The sequence below is a fragment of the Pseudomonas sp. LBUM1669 genome, from assembly GCF_059695705.1.
In genome coordinates this window covers 3,795,915-3,812,888 of record NZ_CP166784.1, presented here as the reverse complement: position 1 = coordinate 3,812,888, position 16,974 = coordinate 3,795,915, and the positions used below count along the sequence as shown (strand labels likewise).

At 57.8% G+C, this 16,974-nt stretch carries 17 protein-coding genes and 2 pseudogenes; 12 read left to right on the top strand and 7 right to left on the bottom strand.

From position 1 onward, the window contains the following. Nucleotides 1-138: 138 nt before the first annotated feature. Nucleotides 139-1,038, top strand: a pseudogene (locus tag ACA051_RS17710) (universal stress protein). 60 nt (nucleotides 1,039-1,098) lie between these two features. On the opposite strand, the gene fnr reads toward ACA051_RS17710, so the two are convergent. Then, entirely contained in the window at nucleotides 1,099-1,842 is a 744-nt protein-coding gene (gene fnr / locus ACA051_RS17705) for a fumarate/nitrate reduction transcriptional regulator Fnr (RefSeq protein WP_497303562.1), read from the bottom strand. A 65-nt stretch (nucleotides 1,843-1,907) separates the two neighbouring features. Then, nucleotides 1,908-2,102 (bottom strand): hypothetical protein, encoded by a 195-nt coding sequence (locus ACA051_RS17700; RefSeq protein ID WP_497303560.1) that lies wholly within the window; start codon nucleotides 2,100-2,102, stop codon nucleotides 1,908-1,910. A gap of 28 nt (nucleotides 2,103-2,130) precedes the next feature. Here ACA051_RS17700 and ACA051_RS17695 point away from each other — a divergent pair. Next, nucleotides 2,131-2,610 (top strand): annotated as a pseudogene (locus tag ACA051_RS17695) (phosphoketolase family protein); the annotation flags it as partial. A gap of 52 nt (nucleotides 2,611-2,662) precedes the next feature. Beyond that, nucleotides 2,663-3,550, top strand: a complete 888-nt coding sequence (locus ACA051_RS17690; protein WP_497371149.1) for a universal stress protein — start codon at nucleotides 2,663-2,665, stop codon at nucleotides 3,548-3,550. Between the two features lie 33 nt (nucleotides 3,551-3,583). Here the strand turns inward: ACA051_RS17690 and ACA051_RS17685 are convergent, their stop codons facing one another. After that, complete coding sequence (locus ACA051_RS17685) at nucleotides 3,584-4,009, bottom strand: potassium channel family protein (protein ID WP_497303557.1); 426 nt, start codon at nucleotides 4,007-4,009, stop codon at nucleotides 3,584-3,586. A gap of 377 nt (nucleotides 4,010-4,386) precedes the next feature. On the opposite strand from ACA051_RS17685, the gene ACA051_RS17680 reads away from it, so the two are divergent. The 4 genes from ACA051_RS17680 (at nucleotide 4,387) to ACA051_RS17665 (ending at nucleotide 8,689) form a co-directional block, all read left to right on the top strand. Beyond that, nucleotides 4,387-5,307, top strand: coding sequence for a universal stress protein (locus ACA051_RS17680; protein WP_497303555.1), 921 nt, complete (start codon nucleotides 4,387-4,389; stop codon nucleotides 5,305-5,307). Nucleotides 5,308-6,163: 856 nt separating this feature from the next. After that, nucleotides 6,164-6,811: a hypothetical protein gene (locus ACA051_RS17675; protein WP_497303553.1), complete on the top strand. Its 648-nt coding sequence runs from the start codon at nucleotides 6,164-6,166 to the stop codon at nucleotides 6,809-6,811. 256 nt (nucleotides 6,812-7,067) lie between these two features. Continuing rightward, a complete protein-coding gene (locus ACA051_RS17670; protein WP_497371147.1) occupies nucleotides 7,068-8,195 on the top strand; it encodes a saccharopine dehydrogenase NADP-binding domain-containing protein in 1,128 nt (375 codons plus the stop codon). A 2-nt stretch (nucleotides 8,196-8,197) separates the two neighbouring features. Further along, a complete protein-coding gene (locus ACA051_RS17665; protein ID WP_497371145.1) occupies nucleotides 8,198-8,689 on the top strand; it encodes a DUF2269 family protein in 492 nt (163 codons plus the stop codon). Nucleotides 8,690-8,730: 41 nt separating this feature from the next. Here the strand turns inward: ACA051_RS17665 and ACA051_RS17660 are convergent, their stop codons facing one another. Further along, nucleotides 8,731-9,477 (bottom strand): SDR family oxidoreductase, encoded by a 747-nt coding sequence (locus ACA051_RS17660; RefSeq protein WP_497303550.1) that lies wholly within the window; start codon nucleotides 9,475-9,477, stop codon nucleotides 8,731-8,733. Between the two features lie 179 nt (nucleotides 9,478-9,656). Here ACA051_RS17660 and ACA051_RS17655 point away from each other — a divergent pair, with 179 nt between their 5' ends. Beyond that, nucleotides 9,657-10,226: a YceI family protein gene (locus tag ACA051_RS17655; RefSeq protein WP_497303548.1), complete on the top strand. Its 570-nt coding sequence runs from the start codon at nucleotides 9,657-9,659 to the stop codon at nucleotides 10,224-10,226. Nucleotides 10,227-10,282: 56 nt separating this feature from the next. On the opposite strand, the gene ACA051_RS17650 is transcribed toward ACA051_RS17655, so the two are convergent. Then, nucleotides 10,283-10,741: a hypothetical protein gene (locus ACA051_RS17650; RefSeq protein ID WP_497371143.1), complete on the bottom strand. Its 459-nt coding sequence runs from the start codon at nucleotides 10,739-10,741 to the stop codon at nucleotides 10,283-10,285. 292 nt (nucleotides 10,742-11,033) lie between these two features. Between ACA051_RS17650 and ACA051_RS17645 the strand changes: the two genes are divergently transcribed. After that, on the top strand, nucleotides 11,034-12,161 hold the full coding sequence (locus ACA051_RS17645; protein ID WP_497371141.1) for a GGDEF domain-containing protein: 1,128 nt from the start codon (nucleotides 11,034-11,036) through the stop codon (nucleotides 12,159-12,161). 87 nt (nucleotides 12,162-12,248) lie between these two features. Here ACA051_RS17645 and ACA051_RS17640 read toward each other — a convergent pair whose 3' ends face one another. Next, complete coding sequence (locus ACA051_RS17640) at nucleotides 12,249-12,734, bottom strand: hypothetical protein (protein ID WP_497371139.1); 486 nt, start codon at nucleotides 12,732-12,734, stop codon at nucleotides 12,249-12,251. 167 nt (nucleotides 12,735-12,901) lie between these two features. Further along, a complete protein-coding gene (locus tag ACA051_RS17635) occupies nucleotides 12,902-13,342 on the bottom strand; it encodes a hotdog fold domain-containing protein (protein WP_497371137.1) in 441 nt (146 codons plus the stop codon). A 163-nt stretch (nucleotides 13,343-13,505) separates the two neighbouring features. On the opposite strand from ACA051_RS17635, the gene ACA051_RS17630 reads away from it, so the two are divergent. From ACA051_RS17630 to mqo, 3 genes are all read left to right on the top strand, one after another. Beyond that, entirely contained in the window at nucleotides 13,506-14,141 is a 636-nt protein-coding gene (locus ACA051_RS17630; RefSeq protein ID WP_497303539.1) for a TetR/AcrR family transcriptional regulator, read from the top strand. Nucleotides 14,142-14,165: 24 nt separating this feature from the next. After that, on the top strand, nucleotides 14,166-14,876 hold the full coding sequence (locus ACA051_RS17625; RefSeq protein WP_497371135.1) for a GNAT family N-acetyltransferase: 711 nt from the start codon (nucleotides 14,166-14,168) through the stop codon (nucleotides 14,874-14,876). A gap of 319 nt (nucleotides 14,877-15,195) precedes the next feature. Beyond that, nucleotides 15,196-16,848, top strand: a complete 1,653-nt coding sequence (gene mqo / locus ACA051_RS17620; protein ID WP_497371133.1) for a malate dehydrogenase (quinone) — start codon at nucleotides 15,196-15,198, stop codon at nucleotides 16,846-16,848. Nucleotides 16,849-16,974 lie beyond the last annotated feature (126 nt).

Genomic DNA, 16,974 nt, shown 5'->3' with positions numbered 1-16,974 from the left:
CTGATCTGGATCAGAGAGTCGCGACGGCAAGCGTTCATTGGCTCATGTTTGATGTAAATCAAGCGGGAGGAGGGGGCGACGAGCGCAGTCTTGGTTACCTGCCGGCGTTTGACGACCGGTGTCGAGCCGAGGTGTGTGATGGGTCAATATCAACGTTTGTTGCTGATCGCCGACCAAACCCTGCATCAGTCCCCCGCCCTGCTGCGGGCCGTCGCGCTGGCCAGGGCGAGCGGTGCCGAACTGGCGGTGCGGGCCTTTGTCGAGCCGGCGCCGGTGGTGCATGTGTGGGAAGACAAGATTGACGACGCACGCTATCAGGGCTACTTGCGCCGCTACCGTCGCTGGGCGGCCGATGAGGTCGAACGGTTCAATGAGATGGGCCTGGACGTGACCGTCGAAGTGGTTTTTACCACCCATCCGCTGCTGGATATTCTGAAAACGGTCGAAGACTTCAAGCCGGATCTGCTGATCAAGGACGTCACCCTTGAACCGCTGCTCAAGCGGGTGTTCATCACACCGCTCGATTGCCACTTGTTACGCGAGTGCCCGGTTCCCGTGCACCTGGTCAATTAGACGCGTTACGGCTTGCCGCACCGGGTCGTGGCAGCGGTGGACCCGTTCGATCCTTCAACGCAAATCAACGGCTTGAATGACACCATCATCCAGACCGCCAACGCCCTGGCGCTGCAATGCGACGCTCCGTTGCACCTGCTTTACGCCTACGACTTGTCACGGGCGTTCAATGGCGAAGCGCCGTTGGCTGGCGGTGGCTGGGGCGTGGACGTCATCGAGGAACTGCGCCAATCCTTGCACCAGGCCTTTGTCACCCTGGCGGATCGCCACGGTGTGCCGCCGGAGCGGCGGCATTTCGTCATGGGCCTGCCCGTGCCGGTGATCAGTGAATTCGTCGAGCAATACCTGGCGGATGTGGTAGTGATGGGCACCGTACACCGGGCGGGCATCGACCGGTTGATCGGCAGTAATACGGAGCGGGCGCTGTACTCGGTGCCGGGCAGCATTCTGGCGGTCAGGGGGTGAGCATGATCGCGCCCTTGGACAGAACCATGGCGCGCATGACGAAGCTCCGGGCGGACGAGATCAGCGAGGCTGGCGATGACAGCCGGCGATCATTTGCTTGAGTCCTTCCATGTCCTGGATCTTGACGTCGCGGCCGGCGATTTCCACCAGCCCCTGATCCCGCAGGTGCGCAATGCCCCGGCAAATGGTTTCCAGGCGTAGCCCAAGATAGGAGCCGATTTCTTCGCGACGCATTTTCAGCACGAACTCCTTGGATGAATAGCCACGGATGCTGAACCGTTGGGACAGGTTCAGCAGAAAAGCCGCCAGGCGCTCATCGGAGTTCATGTTGCCCATCAACATCAGCATGCTGTGATCGCGCACGATTTCGCGGCTCAACAGCCGGTTGAGGTTGTGCTGCAACGACGGCAGGTTTTGCGCCAGTTTTTCCAGCTGCGCAAAGTGAATGGGGCAGACTTCGCTGTCCTCCAGGGCAAACGCCGTGCAAGCGTGCTCATCGGCACTGATAGCGTCCAGACCGAGCATTTCGCCGGGTATGTGAAAACCGGTGACTTGTTCACGGCCATCGACGGACACCACACAGGTCTTGAATGAACCGATACGCACCGCGTAAAGCGAACGCAGAGGGTCGCCGGTGCGGTACAGCGCGGCGCCCTTTTTGACCTTGAAGCGTTGCACGATCAGCGTATCCAGCCGTTCGACCTCCGCTCCTGACAGGCCAATGGGAAGACACAACTCCAACACACTGCAGCTGGAACACGCGGCCTTGAGGTAATGAACTGGCAGGGGACGAGTTTCAGGCATGGGGGATGACGCCTTCTGGGTGCCTGCTAAGCATAGGCGGGAGGGCCTTCGGGCGTGTTTTTCATTCAGTCGATTGCTGGAGTAATAGACGAACGGGAAAACCCGCTTTCGGCCGTTTTAGTCAACGTAGCGTAGCCCTTGATTTCATTGCGCTTGAGCGGTGGCTTGGAGACTTGATGTAAATCAAGTCCTGAGCGTTCCAGACTCCCAGAATTGATCAAGGGTTGCCGGCCGGTCGGATCTTTTACGGAGAACTTCATGAGCGATTTTCTGAGTGATGAGCAATCGGAAACCCTGGCCGCCGTGACCCTGTTGCGCGAGTACGTGCCGGACTTGCGGGTGAGGGTGGTCAACGTGGTCGACCTGATGGTGTTGCAGCCGTCCTTCCAGCACCCCCATGGGTTGTCGGACTCGGCGTTTGATGCGCTGTTCACCGTCGACAAACCGGTGATTTTCGCCTTCCACGGTTACCCGGCGCTGATCCACCGACTGCTCTACAAACGCACCAATCATGACAATTTCCACGTTCGTGGCTTCAACGAGGAGGGCGCGACCACCACCCCGCTCGACATGGCGGTGATCAACAATCTGGATCGGTATCAATTGGCGCTGGACGTCGTCGAGCGGGTACCACGGCTGCACGATCAGTTGCAAACCGCGCGGTCGCGCTACTGGTCTACGATGGAGCGGCACAAGCTCTACCTCATCGAGCACGGGCAAGACATGCCCGAGGTGCTGTACTGGCAATGGACGCCGGCAGGTCGCTGAGTCTTGCCGCACTGCAGTGCGTGTCGAATGTTCATCTGACGGGAGTCACATCATGAGCCAGTATCAACGCTTGTTACTCATCATCAACCCGGCCCTGCGCCATTCCCCGGCGATCAAGCATGCGGCGGCATTGGCCAAGGCCAGCGGTGCGAGCCTGCATATCGCCGCCTTCATTCCTTCGTTCAAATTGTTGTCGCTGCTGGAGGAAGGTGATCGGGAAATGGCCCGTCAGCGCTACCTCCAGGACCATCTCGACTGGCTCCGGGCGCAGGCCGACACGCTGCGCGACGAGGGCATCGACGTGACCACGCAAGTGGCCTGGGCCGAGGATATGGAGCAAGACATCCTCGATCACGTCACGGAAATGCAGCCCGACCTGTTGATCAAGCAGGTGCAGCACGAATCAGCGCTCAAGCGCGCCTTTTTCACGCCGCTGGATTGGTACTTGCTGCGCCACTGCCCGATGCCGGTCTATCTGGTGGGCGAAGGGCATGGCGACGGCTGGCCGCGTAAAATCGTGGCGGCGGTGGAAGTGTTCGATACCGAGTCCCCCGACAACACGCTGAACGACCGGATCATCAGTCAGGCCACAAGCCTCGCCATCCAGTGCGATGGCGAATTGCATTTGCTGTACGCCTGTGACATTTCGGCGGCTTTTCTGGCGGACATGGATGGATTGACCCTGGCGGACCTGACCAAAACGCTGCGCAAGGACCTGCAGAAAGCCTTCGTGAAACTGGCCGGCCAATACGGTGTGCCTGCGGATCGTCGCCACATGGTGTCCGGCCACCCGGTCAAGGCGCTGAGTGAATTTGCCCACGAGCACGAGGTGGATGTGATCGTGATGGGCAAGGTCCAGTCCTCCGGCGTCGACAAGCTCCTGGGCAGCACCACCGAGCATATTTTGTATCAGGTGCCGTGCAACGTGCTGGCGGTTTAGAGGACTCGGGTTTGCTGTGTGCCTTTGGGCAGGCTATTTACGCTTCCAGTACTTCTGCATTTCGAGAAACAGGAAGGACGCCGTCCAGGTGATGAGTACCAGACCGGTCAAGGCTTGCAGGCCGGTCAGGTACTTGAGGTGGCCGACCGGTGAAATATCGCCGAAGCCGATGGTCGTGTAGGTGGTGAAGGAAAAGTACACGCAGTCCATGAACGAACCATCGAAGTGACCCGTCAAAGTGCCCCATTCGCCGGAGCGCACCATCAGGTAATAGACCAGCGCGAAGCACCAGACTTCTATCGCGTGGGCCAGCAGCGCACCGAATACCCCGACGACAATCCTGAAACGGCTCCAGAGTCTGAGGCGGGGCAGCCAGTCGTTCAGGCGTAACAGGCATTCGTAGTGGATGACCACGACGATGATCACCACCAGTGTATTGATCAGTGTGACGGTCAACATGGCGCACCTTCGGCGTTAGCGTGTCAGTGATGGTCTGAGCCTGGGGACGACACAAACCGTAGAGTCCCCGCAGCGTCCGACGGTGCTCTCTGACTGATTCGGCATTGATGACGGATCATCAGTCCAGTCAGTGTTTTCTACCCCTGAACGACAAAAAATCATTGAGCTAAATCAACAATGCTTCTGTGAGCCCGAAGTCGATGGGGACGCCCGCCGAAAGCCTTCCATTAGTTGACAAAGATCAGAGCCTTCACCGGCTAACGCCTGATACTCAAACAACAGCTTTCCAGCCGTCATCAGTCTGAAGAACGGCACAAACGCCGACAGGAGCCGGGTTTGCGGTAAGGCAACAAGTCGCTCCCAGGACGAGGTAGGTGATGCTGAAACTTAAACGTATCTTATTGATTGCCCCCTCCGAGATGGTCCGGACCCCGGCGTTCGACCGCGCACATGCGTTGGCCAGTGCAACCGGTGCATTGTTGCACATCGTCGCCTTCGACTATTTGCCGGCGCTGGCGGTGGCCGGGCTGTTTGATCACGAGGCGATGGCCCAGGCACCGGAGGGCTACTTGCAGGTGCATCGGCACTGGCTGGAGCAGCAAGCCCGGTTTCATCGAGGCTGCGGGTTTCAGGTCACCACTGAAGTAGTCTGGGCCAAATCCAGCCGGGCGCACGTGCTTGAATACGTCAACGATTTCCATGCGGATCTGGTGATCAAGGACACCCACCATGTCCCGGCACTCGACCGAGCGTTCCATCGGCCACTGGACTGGCTGTTGCTGCGCGACTGTCCGGCCCATCTGCATCTGGTCACCGAAGCCAGAAATCCCAAGCCGTTGAACATCCTGGCGGTCATCGATCTGTCCCATCTGGAGGAACTGACGCAGGGGCTCAACGACCGGATTCTCGACCTGGCCTCGACGCTGGCGGCCTCCTGTGGCGGGGTCTTGCACCTGCTCAACGTCAGTAGCTGGTCGGTGGTGGGCGATGCAACGATGAGTGTGCCGACACGGAGTCTGGATGACAGCCTGAGAGACGCGGTCAACGATGCCCAGGAAGAGGCCTTTGAAGCGCTTGCCGAACACTTTGGCATTGAGCAAGACCGCCGGCACCTGCTGGCCGGTATTCCCCACAAAGTCATCGGACTGTTTGCCAAACGGCACGCATTCGACATGGTGGTGCTGGGTACGACCTATAGCCATGGGATTGACCGGTTCATCGGCAGTACCGCCGAGAGCGTATTGAACCGAGCACCGTGCAGTTTGATGTTCGTCAAACCACGCCCCTGGCTCGACTGAACGGCCACACGTTGCGCCACAGTTAATAAAAATCAACTGCCCTTGAACCGAAAGGAGCGCCCAATAGCGCTTCCATGGATGTTCAAGGAGACGGCCATGGCAATGACATTTCTCGGTGTCGCGGGCACGGTCACTGCCGGGAGGGTTGATACCGGGTGATGCCTCGCTGGTGCACGCACGCACGGCCGCTTTACCGTCCTGGTATTGGCGCAGCTGTTTAACGCGTTGAGCGCGCGCTCTGAGTCAACCAGTGCATTTATCGGACTGTTCGCCAATCGTCGGTGATCGGAGACTGACGACGGCCTGGTCATTGTCGTGAATCCGCTTGCGTGAAAAAGTCCGACTGTTTCAGCAATGAGTGGCGTAAATCAGAGCGGGTCTCTCTTGCACTTTTCGTAAGTATCGCAACAACTAATGGATCCAATAGAATAATCTGCCCCTCATCTAATTTAAGCGGGCCAGTTATCATGCGGCTTGCGGGGAAGTTGCAGGCTTATCATCGTGATGAGTTGCTTTCATTGAAGTAACCGTTTGTCGGTAGTCTGCTCAAAAAATGAACATTCTAGCCTTTGCGCCCTCTGATACTTCAGCATGTCATCATGACCTGCTGCAGTCGCAGAAAAGAAGTGGAAATACAACCTCATGTGCAGTGAATGCAAATGGGGATTTTTTTATCTGAAATTCAGGAGGTAATAACTAAGCCGGTCATTGATTTGCCAGGCAATTCAATGGGCTAAGCAGTGTCGGATCTATGATTTGGCATATCTTATAAAAAGTAAGATCGAACAGGGTTTGAATAGCGGAATACCCTGTTGAAGAATTGATCTGTACTATCGAATAAGGTGGAGAACTTACCGTGGCGATAAATACAATTATGAGCCTGTTAGAAAACAAAGAGTGTATGGAATTTTTGCGGCTGGGCGTTATTTACGTTCATTTGGTGTCGTGTTGTGTGGCTATTGGTCTGGTGTTGACCAGTGATATTGCGATGGTTAAAGATTTGTTGAAACGAAAAACGTCCACTGGGCATGATCATGCTCACATGGAAAGTCTGCAGAAGTCGGTGGTGGTTGCGTTGATCGCGTTGTGGGTGACCGGTATCGCCGTCATTGGTATTGATTACCTGGATAAAGGTATGAATTACTTCATGAACCCAAAACTTCAAGCCAAAGTTATTATTGTCATCTTGCTGACCTACAACGGCATGTTGTTGCATCGCCTGGTATTGCCCGCTTTGCAAAAGGCCGGCTCCTTGCTCGATCTCGGATTCAGCGCACGGATGCTGGCGCTGTTTTGCGGCTCCCTGTCGGCGGTGTCGTGGATGTACGCAGCCATGCTGGGCGTCGGTCGCCCGCTGGCCTGGAAATACTCGCTTTCCGAATTGTTGATGGCGTATCCGGTGCTGATTGCATTGGGTTTCCTGACCATGCTGGTGTTGACTCAGCGAGTCAGACAACAGGACTACGCCGTTATCTCTGCGCGGACCGTTGCGAGCCAATGCTAGGTCCGTTCAGCGCGTAAGTCTTTAAGACTGACAGGGGCGATCTTCTGAGTACCGGGGCCATACAGGCCTGTAATTGGGAGGTCGCCTTTTTTGTCGTCACCTTAGTGCGTAACTTTAAGCGGGCACGGTGTATTGATGTTCGCTAATGAGCTGCAGTGCTTCGCTGCTTGCCTGTCCGTTCGATATCAGTAAAGCTTTGCCGCGCCCGGTCTCGGGCGGGTTGGCTAGATGATCCAATGGTTAAGGAAAGCGTTGAATGGCACTCAGGGTGATGGTGATCGGTGGCTACGGAAACTTCGGCAGCATCGTTTGCAGGCATTTAGTCGCGATGCCAGACGTAGAACTGGTGATCTCCGGGCGCGATTCACGCAAGTTGCAGCGCAAGGTCGATGAACTCAACGTTCAGTCTGGCCGTGTCTGTGAAAGTTGGTGCGGTGATGCCATGGGCAGCGCGTTCGGGTCCACGTTGAGCGCGATGGGTATTCAATGGGTGGTCCATACCGGCGGCCCGTTTCAGGGGCAATCCTATGCGGTCGCGCAAAGCTGCATCGACGCGGGCGTGAACTACTGCGATCTGGCTGACTGCCGCACCTTCGTCAATGGCATTGATGTACTCGACGCGAGCGCAAAGCGGGCCGGCGTGGCCATTCTCAGTGGGTGCAGTTCGGTGCCGACGCTGTCGTCGGCGCTCATCGACCACTATCGTTATCGCTTCAAACGCATCGACTCGATCGAGCATGGCATTTCTTCCTCGGCGAAGATGCCCGGCCTCTCGACCGTCGAAGGCGTGCTGGCCTACGCGGGCAAACCCATCAAGCAGCTCAAGAATGGCCAGGTAAACGAGGTGCTGGGCTGGCAGGACCTGACCCTGCGCAAGATGCCTCAATTGGGGACCCGTGTTCTGTCCAATGTCGATGTGCCGGACATGGATATTTTCGCCGGCCGCTACGGCGCCCAAACCTTGAGTTTCAAGGCAGGCTCGGGCCTGAAGCTCGGTGGCGTGGCCAACTACGTGCTCGCCGAGGCGCGGAGGGTCGGGCTGGTGCGAGACTCTGCGGCGTGGGCGGCAAGGCTGCACCGCTGGGGGACGTGGTTCGAGCGATTCGGTGATGGCTTGAGTGCGATGTACATCGACGTCGAAGGGCAGGGCGTTGATGGAAAACCGCTGTCCATGACCGTGCAATTGACGGCGCACAACGACAAGGGCCCTGAAATCCCGAGCTGCGCGGCCGTGGCGTTGGTGGCAAAACAGCTCGCGGGTTACGAGCCGGCCCCCGGCGCCCGTCCTTGCGTGGGCGAGATCAGCGTCGACGAGTACATGGCCGCGATCAACGATCCGGCTAATCTGCAGCTGTCCGTGCGCTTTTCTGACGAGCAGGGCTGAGCATGCTCTATCTGTGCTTGAAATACCTGCACGTCATTGCTGCGATTTTCCTGTTCGGGTTCGGCATGGGCTCCTACCTCTATCTGATAGCCGCCAGTCGCACGGCCAACCCGCAAGTGATCGCACACGTGGCCAGAATGGTGGTGCGTTTCGACACCTGGATTACCACCCCGGCAGGCTTCATTCAGATCGTCACCGGTTACCTGCTGATGAAAGTGACCGGGCTGCCCATGAGCACTGAATGGATTCTGACCTCGTTGATCATTTTCCTGTGCGTGGGGTCGCTGTGGCTGCCGGTGTTGGTGCTGCAGAAGCGCCTGCACGGGATGGCGTTGAGCGCGGTCGAGACCGGCGAGGGGCTGGACGGGGAATTTCGTTCGGTCTACACCAAATGGTTCTGGATGGGCGTGGCGGGTTTTGCGGGGATGTTTGTGATCGTGATGATGATGGTCACGAAGATGACGCCGATGCAGCTGGTCGAGGCGCTGGTCTAGCGCAATGAGCACCGCCTCACCCTACGACCAGGCTTGGTCGTCTAGTGGGTCTCGAGCCAGTCCTGAAACCGGGTTGCGCCGACGATGGGATTGGCGCCCGGGGTCAGCGACTGGTCATTGATCGGCGCACCAAAGTAAGGAACCGTGTCGTCCGCGACGGCCTGGCGCGGGTCTTGGGTGTGCTTCAAGTAGTCGCTCGCGAACTCGATGAGGGGACGGTTTTCAGGGCCGGCCACCTCGACGGTCTGATTGATTGGCGCTTTCAGCGCGATGTCCGTCAGGGCCGCCGCTACATCCGCCGAGGCCACCGGTTGCAGCGCGGCGGACGTCAAGTGGAGGGTGTCGCCTTCCTCGCGCCCGGAGTGAGCAATGGCATGGATAAACTCGAAGAACTGCGTGGCCCGCACAATGGTGTAGGGAATACCGGATTTCTTGATGAGTTTTTCCTGGGCCATTTTCGCCCGGAAGTAACCACTGTCGAGCATCCGCTCGGTGCCGACCACCGACAGCGCAACATGGTGTTTGACGCCGTCGACCTTCTCCGCCGCGATCAGGTTGTGCCCGGCGGTTTCGAAGAAGTGCAACGCCGCGTGGTCTTCGAACGAAGGCGAGTTCGACACGTCGACCACCACGTCCGCACCTTTCAACGCCACCGTCAGCCCCTCGCCGCTGATGACATTCACGCCTGTGCTCGGCGACGCCGCCAGGGCTTCATGCCCCAGATCCTGCAGGTTCTGGCAGAGCTTGCTGCCGATCAGCCCGGTGCCACCGATGACGACGATTTTCATGCTCTGTCTCCCGAAGCGGTGAGTGCTTCAGTTATTAAAGACCTGCGCGGGTGGCGGTATCGGGCGCTGGTACGCGTTACCGACAGGTGGTCGGAAGTCTCAAGGCCAAGTGGTATAAACGGTAGTTCTTTGCTTTAGTCCAACTGTCTGGCCAGCGAGTGCCACGACCGGAGCGTCCCATGAACTCTCGATTCCCGTCGCTTTGCATACTGGCTGCAGCGTTTGCTTTCGGCTTTTTTCCCTGTGCCGAAGCGGCCAAATACACGCAAGTGAATCAAGCCGCCAGTACGCTCTCTTTTACCTATAACCAGTTCAGCTCGCGGGTGTATGGCACGTTTGGCCAGTACACAGCCACGCTCCACTTCGACACGACGAACCCAACCGCAGGCCGTGCCGCGCTGATCATCCAGCTCGACAGCATTAATGCGGGCAGCGATGACGCCAACACCGAACTGAAAAAACCTGCCTGGTTCGACACGCAGAAGTATCCCGAGGCGAGGTTTGAATCGACCGGCGTGAAAGCACTGGGTGACAACCGCTATTCGATCACCGGCAAACTCACGCTCAGGGGCATTACCCGCGAGGTGGCCGTTCCGGTCCTCCTGAAAGAGGAGAGCGCCATCGGGATCTTCGATGGCCAGTTAACGCTCAAACGTAGCGATTTTAAGGTCGGTGAAGGTGAATGGGGCGACACGGTTGTTTCCGACGACATCAATATCCGATTTCGGATGGTTGCGCCGCAACGGTAACCCAGCGAGTCCAAGGGGACAGAGCCGATCATCGAACCTGTTGCACGCGACAGGCTTTAACTACAGGCATCCGCTACCGCCTTCTCGGCGCGTTCAATTTCCTGCTTGATGTCCGTGGTGATCCGCTGTTCCTTGAACTTCTGTTCGAGGAATTGCTGGCTCCCCTGGTTTTTCAGCTCTGCGTCGGTGGCGGCGTCCTGTGCCTGCAACTCGGCTGCATGTGCGTCTATGACGGCTTCAACCTCGGCATCATTCTTCGCGGTATCCAGAGAACTGACCAATTTGCCGACTTCCGCCTTTTCGGCCTCGGCGTATGCATCGACAGACAGTCCGGCAGCCATCGCGCGCGCTCGAATTTCCACCGTTTCCTTGTGCTGTTGAGCTGCCTTGCACACCGCATCCCGGCGCGCGCGCTCGCCAGCGTTCCATTCGATAAACCCATACGTCGTCACTCCGATCATGGTCAGGGTAATGACGGCGCTGATAAATTGGGCTCTCACATTACGCAACCTCAACAGCCAAGTGGATCCGTATGGGTGATTAATTGCCTGATTTCATTGGAGGCTTCAAAAGCGTAGCAGGACGAACGCGTTGCACGATGACGGCGCAATATCATTTGGCTTAATGACCACAGGGCGTGGCGGTGGCTCACGTTGTGCTATTACTTTTCTGACCATTGTCACTGAGGCCTTAAGGGGCGCATTACCGTGATGTGCAGGTACCCACGAGTCGTAATTGTTTGTTTGCCTGAGTGGCAGGGTGCCACAATCGCTTTTTTTGTCGCAGCATCATGATCAGGCGGATCAAATGGGTGGCTCAGGATTTCGGCACGACCAGGATTCTTTCATCGCAGCGCAGGTGCGCAGTGATCGATTGCATCAGCTATTCCACCAGTCATTCCCTGCGATTTTCGGTAGTTTTCTGGCCGCGATCATGCTGTGCGGGCTGTGCTGGGAGCGTTTTGATCACTCCGTCATTTTTACCTGGATAGGACTGCTGACCGCGTCGTCGTTGCTGCGCATCCTGATGTTCGTTGCCTGGTTTCGCTGCCCGGACAGCGAGCGCACCCCGCAACGCTGGGAGAAGAAATACGGGTTCACGCTGATGTTGTCCGCCGGTATCTGGGGGGCGGGCGCATTGGCGGTCATGCCGGCAAACGACCTGCTGGCCCAGGCGTTGGTCATGCTCTTTGCCGTCGGCATGTCGGTCAGTGCGGTGTCGTGTTATTCGGCTTATCGATACATGACGCTGGCGTCCATTGGCCTTGTGTTGTTGCCGTGTACGCTTTGGCTGCTGTTTCAACCGTCAGCGATCCAGGTCGGCATTGCGCTGGCCGTGATTGTGTTCGCCTCATTCGTGGCCAGCGCGACACGCAAACTGTCCGAAGCCCTGGAAACCGCCTTCCAGCTAACCCGCGAAATGGAACGCGCCCATCGCATTGCCACTTACGCCGCACAGACCGATGAACTCACCGGCCTGAAAAATCGCCGCGCTTTTTTCGAGCATGCCCAGCAATTGTTCCATGACTGCAAACACAACCGGTTACCGTTGTGCGCGGTGATGCTGGATATGGATCACTTCAAGCACATCAATGACACCTACGGACATCAGGTCGGGGATCAGGTGTTGCGGCAAATGGGCGTGATCATCAACCGGTCCTTCCGCGACACCGATGTCTTCGGCAGGCTCGGTGGCGAGGAGTTCGCGATCCTGCTTCCGGACACGTCCATTGAAGTCGCCCTTAACATCGCCGAGCAACTGATCCAGTCTATGGGCGGATTGATGACCGGGCCGGTTCACCGTATATCGGCGAGTCTCGGTGTGGCAGCGATGGATATCGGCGACAACGATTTTCAAAGTTTGCTGAATAACGCGGATAAAGCGCTGTATCGAGCCAAGGCGCGTGGGCGTAATCAGGTGGCTGTTTCGGAGTAAACCGGGGGAGGTTGCAGATTCTCCCTCGGCAGGAAGTGGCGGCATGTCAGCGCCCACGTCATCACTTGAATAGCCATCAGGCACATCTCAATAAAACCGGTCTTCTTCCTTCATCGCATAAATCCGTCCCAGCGTCCTGGCCGATATCCCCAGGAACAACAACGCCAGCAACACCCCACCCATCATGATGTAAAACCCCGGACGATTGCCGTTCAATTCGCGGGCAATGCTGTTCTGTCCCGGTAACCAGCGCGAGTAAAGCAGGTCAATGCTGCCGCCGGTTTCATACGCGGTTTTCTGTGCGTAGCGCTCGTCAACGTATTGATCGTCGTGCGCCTGGCCGTTGTGATCGGTGTAGCGGTAATGGATCACTTTGCCGTCGCTGTTCATGAGGATGTTGTCCAGCTGCGTCACCGTGCCGGTTGTCTCCACGGGGCTCAAGCGGATGGCGGCGTAGGCAATGCCCTCGTGCCGGGCCATGCCGGCGAGGATCAACACCACGCAGCAGGCCACGGTGAGCAGGATCACCCGGTTGAACAGGTGATCTTTTTCGGCTTCGCGGGGGTAGTACATTTTACGGTCCTTCGTGGGATGGGCTCACAGGAAGGAGTCGGCGGTCGAGGGCACAACTTTAGTCGCTGCGGGATTATCAGCGGTTGCCTGGCGCCCGTTGAAAGAACGACTGCGGGTTGCGCAATTGTGTAGCAGCCGGACGCAGGCTGCTACAGGTAGGCGGGCGTTTAAGCGAGCTTAACGTTCATGGTGATCCGCGCCGTGAACACCTTCTTGCCTTCGGCGTCATGAATATCCACCGGCACGATTTTGTCGCCTTCCGTCTGCCAATCCACCGCCTCACCATCGGCCACCGCCGTCACGTTGGTTTTGGCCTTGGCCAAATACTCAACCGTCATCCCTTTCGGAATCCAGCGCGCACCCGCGGGAATGGACACGTCGGTCATAGTCCCGGCTGCCAGTTCGGCGGCGTTGCACATCGCAATCGCATGAACCGAGCCCAAGTGGTTGGTGATCTCCTTGCTAAACGGCACCTGCACCGTGGCATGACCGGGGTGCAACGCCGAGATCAGCGGCTTGATGGTGCTGAAATAGGGCGCCACCTGGCAGGCCATTTTGCTGAACGCTTCCGGGCCGGCGCTGTTGAACATGCTGAGAAACTGACTCATTTTGAAGCCTCGCTGAGGGGTGGTTTTACAGAATGATGCTCCGTAACAGAATATTGTTCTGTTGCGGAACAGTATTCTGTCGCGAGGAAATCTGTCAACCTAGCGCAGCTTTCTCGCTGGCAGCCGTCTGCCTTGTCATGGATTTTTTTGGCCTGTATCCCGCATGCAAACGTCAGACTTACTCGAGCGCAGCTACCCCGGCAGAAGAGCCGAACTCAAGCGCGACATCTTCAGAAAAGCCCTGGCCCTGTTCAACGAACAAGGTCTGGAAGCCACGACCATCGAAATGATCCGCGCCGAATGCGATACCAGCGTCGGCGCGATCTACCATCACTTCGGCAACAAGGAAGGCCTGGTGGCCGCGCTGTTCTTTACGGCGCTGGACGATCAGGCACAGCTTCGCGACAGCTACCTCGCCGAAGCACAGACGACCGAAGAGGGCGTGCACGCGCTGGTGCACAGCTACGTCGATTGGGTCGACAGCCAGCCCGAGTGGGCACGTTTCCAGTACCACGCGCGATTTGCCGTCACCAAAGGGCCGCTCAAGGAAGAGCTGGCCACGCGAAACAAAACCCGTAACCAAAAACTCGGCCAATGGCTGGCGGAGCCCGGCCGACGCGATGTGCTGCGAGCGTTTCCTGCCGAATTGCTGCCGTCGCTGATCATCGGCCAGGCAGACAGTTATTGCAGGGCATGGTTGTCGGGGAGGGTGGTCGCCAGTCCGAAGGCCTACAGGAAATTGCTGGCAGAAGCGGCGTGGCGATCAATCTGTGACAATAGCCTCGCCGATACCCAGTAAAGCGATCCCGGAGTCAGAATTTCAATGCCACAACTCACCCACTTCAACGCCCCATGCCCGGAGCAAATCAACAGCCAGATCCTGCAGATGGTCATCGATAACCTGACCGACATCAGCATGGTCGGCATCGCGCCGAGCAACCCGCTGTACAACGTGTATCAGTACGCGGTGGGCTACGAAGTGCATCTGTATCTGGAAGCGCTTGGCGGGACCAAGGGCATTGCGGTCGAGTTGATCGTCGCCACCGACGATGAAGACCCTGAAAAGGTCATCGGTTTTCTGCTGTACCTGCCGGTCAAGGACGATTCCCAAGCGTGCGGCGTCGCCTACATGGCCGTCGACGCGGGTCATCGTCGCCGCGGCGTCGCGCGGTCCATGTTGCAAGACATGATCAACCGCTATCCCCACGCCGAACTGACCTGCACCGTGGCCAAGGTGCCGTGGTTCGAGTCGATGGGTTTTCAGGTGCTGGGCGTGCGCGGCACGCAGGTGCTGATGAACACCCGCAACTACAGCAGCGAAGGCTTGATGGGACTGTTGGACGTCACATTTATCTACAGTTCTTTAGAGGTCCGGCAGATACATACCTACTTGCTGCAAAAACACGGAAAGCGCGCGATGGTCGATGCCGAAAGGCAACGCGACCGGCATCTGGACCAAATGACCCACAACGCCAAGGTGTTTGTGCTGAATCGTTTGGGCCAGGACGCGGCGAACGAGCCCCGTCTGGACTAGACTCATAAGTCCTTTCGGGAGCGCACAGTCGTCGAGCCATGATATTCTGCGCGCCAACTTGGTTTGACCTATTCAGTTTGCCCGTCCAGGAGACGTGCCAACAGGATCAATGTCGCTCAAGTAGCTGAAGCCAATAATGATAAAAAGTCAGTTCAGTAGGGACATATAAACTGAGGTCGATGGAGACACGTCGGCCTTGTGTGCCCACCCTTCAATTCTTGTGTACGAGCACCCACGACGTCCTGCCTGAAGGACGTGAACCAGGCGCTCCGTGAATGAGGATGGAAGGGCGGATGGCGTTTTATCATAGGTGCTACAGATGTTTAAGAAAATGCACACGGCCCTGCTGGGGCTGGCTTTGTCGATGGGGATCACGTCCGTTCACGCGGAAGAGGCAAAGAAAGTCGATGTACTGCTGATCGGCGGCGGCATCATGAGCGCGACCCTGGGTGTCTGGCTCAACGAGCTGGAACCCGGCACTTCGATGGAAATGATCGAGCGCCTCGACGGCGTCGCCCAGGAAAGCTCCAACGGCTGGAACAACGCCGGTACCGGTCACTCCGCCCTGGCCGAGTTGAACTACACCCCGGAAGACGACAAGGGCAACGTACAGATCCCGAAGGCCGTTGAAATCAACGAAGCGTTCCAGATCTCCCGTCAGTTCTGGGCCTGGCAGGTTCAGCAAGGCGTGCTGAAAAACCCGCGTTCGTTCATCAACTCCACGCCACACATGAGCTTTGTGTGGGGCGATGACAACATCAAGTTCCTGAAGAAGCGCTACGAAGCCCTGCAAGCGAGCCCGCTGTTCGCCGGCATGCAGTACTCCGAAGACCCGGCTGTGATCAAGAAGTGGGTCCCGCTGATGATGGAAGGGCGCGACCCGAACCAGAAAATCGCGGCCACCTGGAGCCCGATCGGCACCGACGTCAACTTCGGCGAAATCACCCGCCAGTTTGTTGCTCACCTGCAAACCACACCGAAGTTCGACTTGAAACTGTCTAGCGAAGTGCAAGACATCACCAAGAACGACGACGGCACCTGGCGCGTCAGCTACAAAAACCTGAAAGACGGCACCAAGTCCGAAACCGACGCCAAGTTCGTCTTCATTGGCGCGGGCGGCGGTGCACTGCACCTGCTGCAGAAGTCCGGCATTCCTGAAGCCAAGGAATACGCAGGCTTCCCGGTAGGCGGCTCGTTCCTCGTCACCGAGAACCCGACCCTCGCCGAACAACACCTGGCCAAGGCCTACGGCAAAGCCTCCGTTGGCGCACCGCCAATGTCGGTTCCGCACCTGGACACCCGTGTCCTGGACGGCAAGCGCGTCATCCTGTTTGGCCCATTCGCGACCTTCAGCACCAAGTTCCTGAAGGAAGGCTCGTACCTGGACCTGCTGACCACCACCACCACGCACAACGTTTGGCCAATGACCAAAGTCGGCATCAAGGAATACCCGCTGGTCGAGTACCTCGCCGGCCAACTGATGCTGTCTGACGAAGACCGCCTCAACGCCCTGAAAGAATACTTCCCGAACGCCAAAGCCGAAGACTGGCGCCTGTGGCAAGCCGGCCAACGCGTGCAGATCATCAAGCGTGATGAAGCAGCGGGTGGCGTGCTGAAGCTGGGCACTGAAATCGTTGCTTCCGCTGACGGCTCGATCGCCGGCCTGCTGGGCGCATCGCCGGGCGCCTCGACCGCTGCACCGATCATGCTGACCGTGCTGCAGAAAGTGTTCAAGGACAAGGTGGCTTCGCCAGCCTGGCAGGAAAAGCTGCATCAGATCGTGCCGAGCTATGGCACCCAGCTGAATGGCAGTCCAGAGAAGGTTGCGCAGGAGTGGGCTTACACCGCCAAGGTGCTGCAACTGACTCCGCCGCCGGCGATTGGTCAGGTGGTGGCTCCGGCTGCTGCTCCGGCTGATGCTGATAAGGCGAAGGCGCCGAAGGCTAATGCTGCTAGTGATATGGCTTTGTAAGTAGAAGCGTAATCAGGAAAAGCCCACTGATCGGAGACGGTCAGTGGGCTTTTTTGTGCTTCAAACTCAGCACATTCTGGACGCGCAATACCCAAGACTGACACCGCCCCTGTGGCGAGGGAGCTT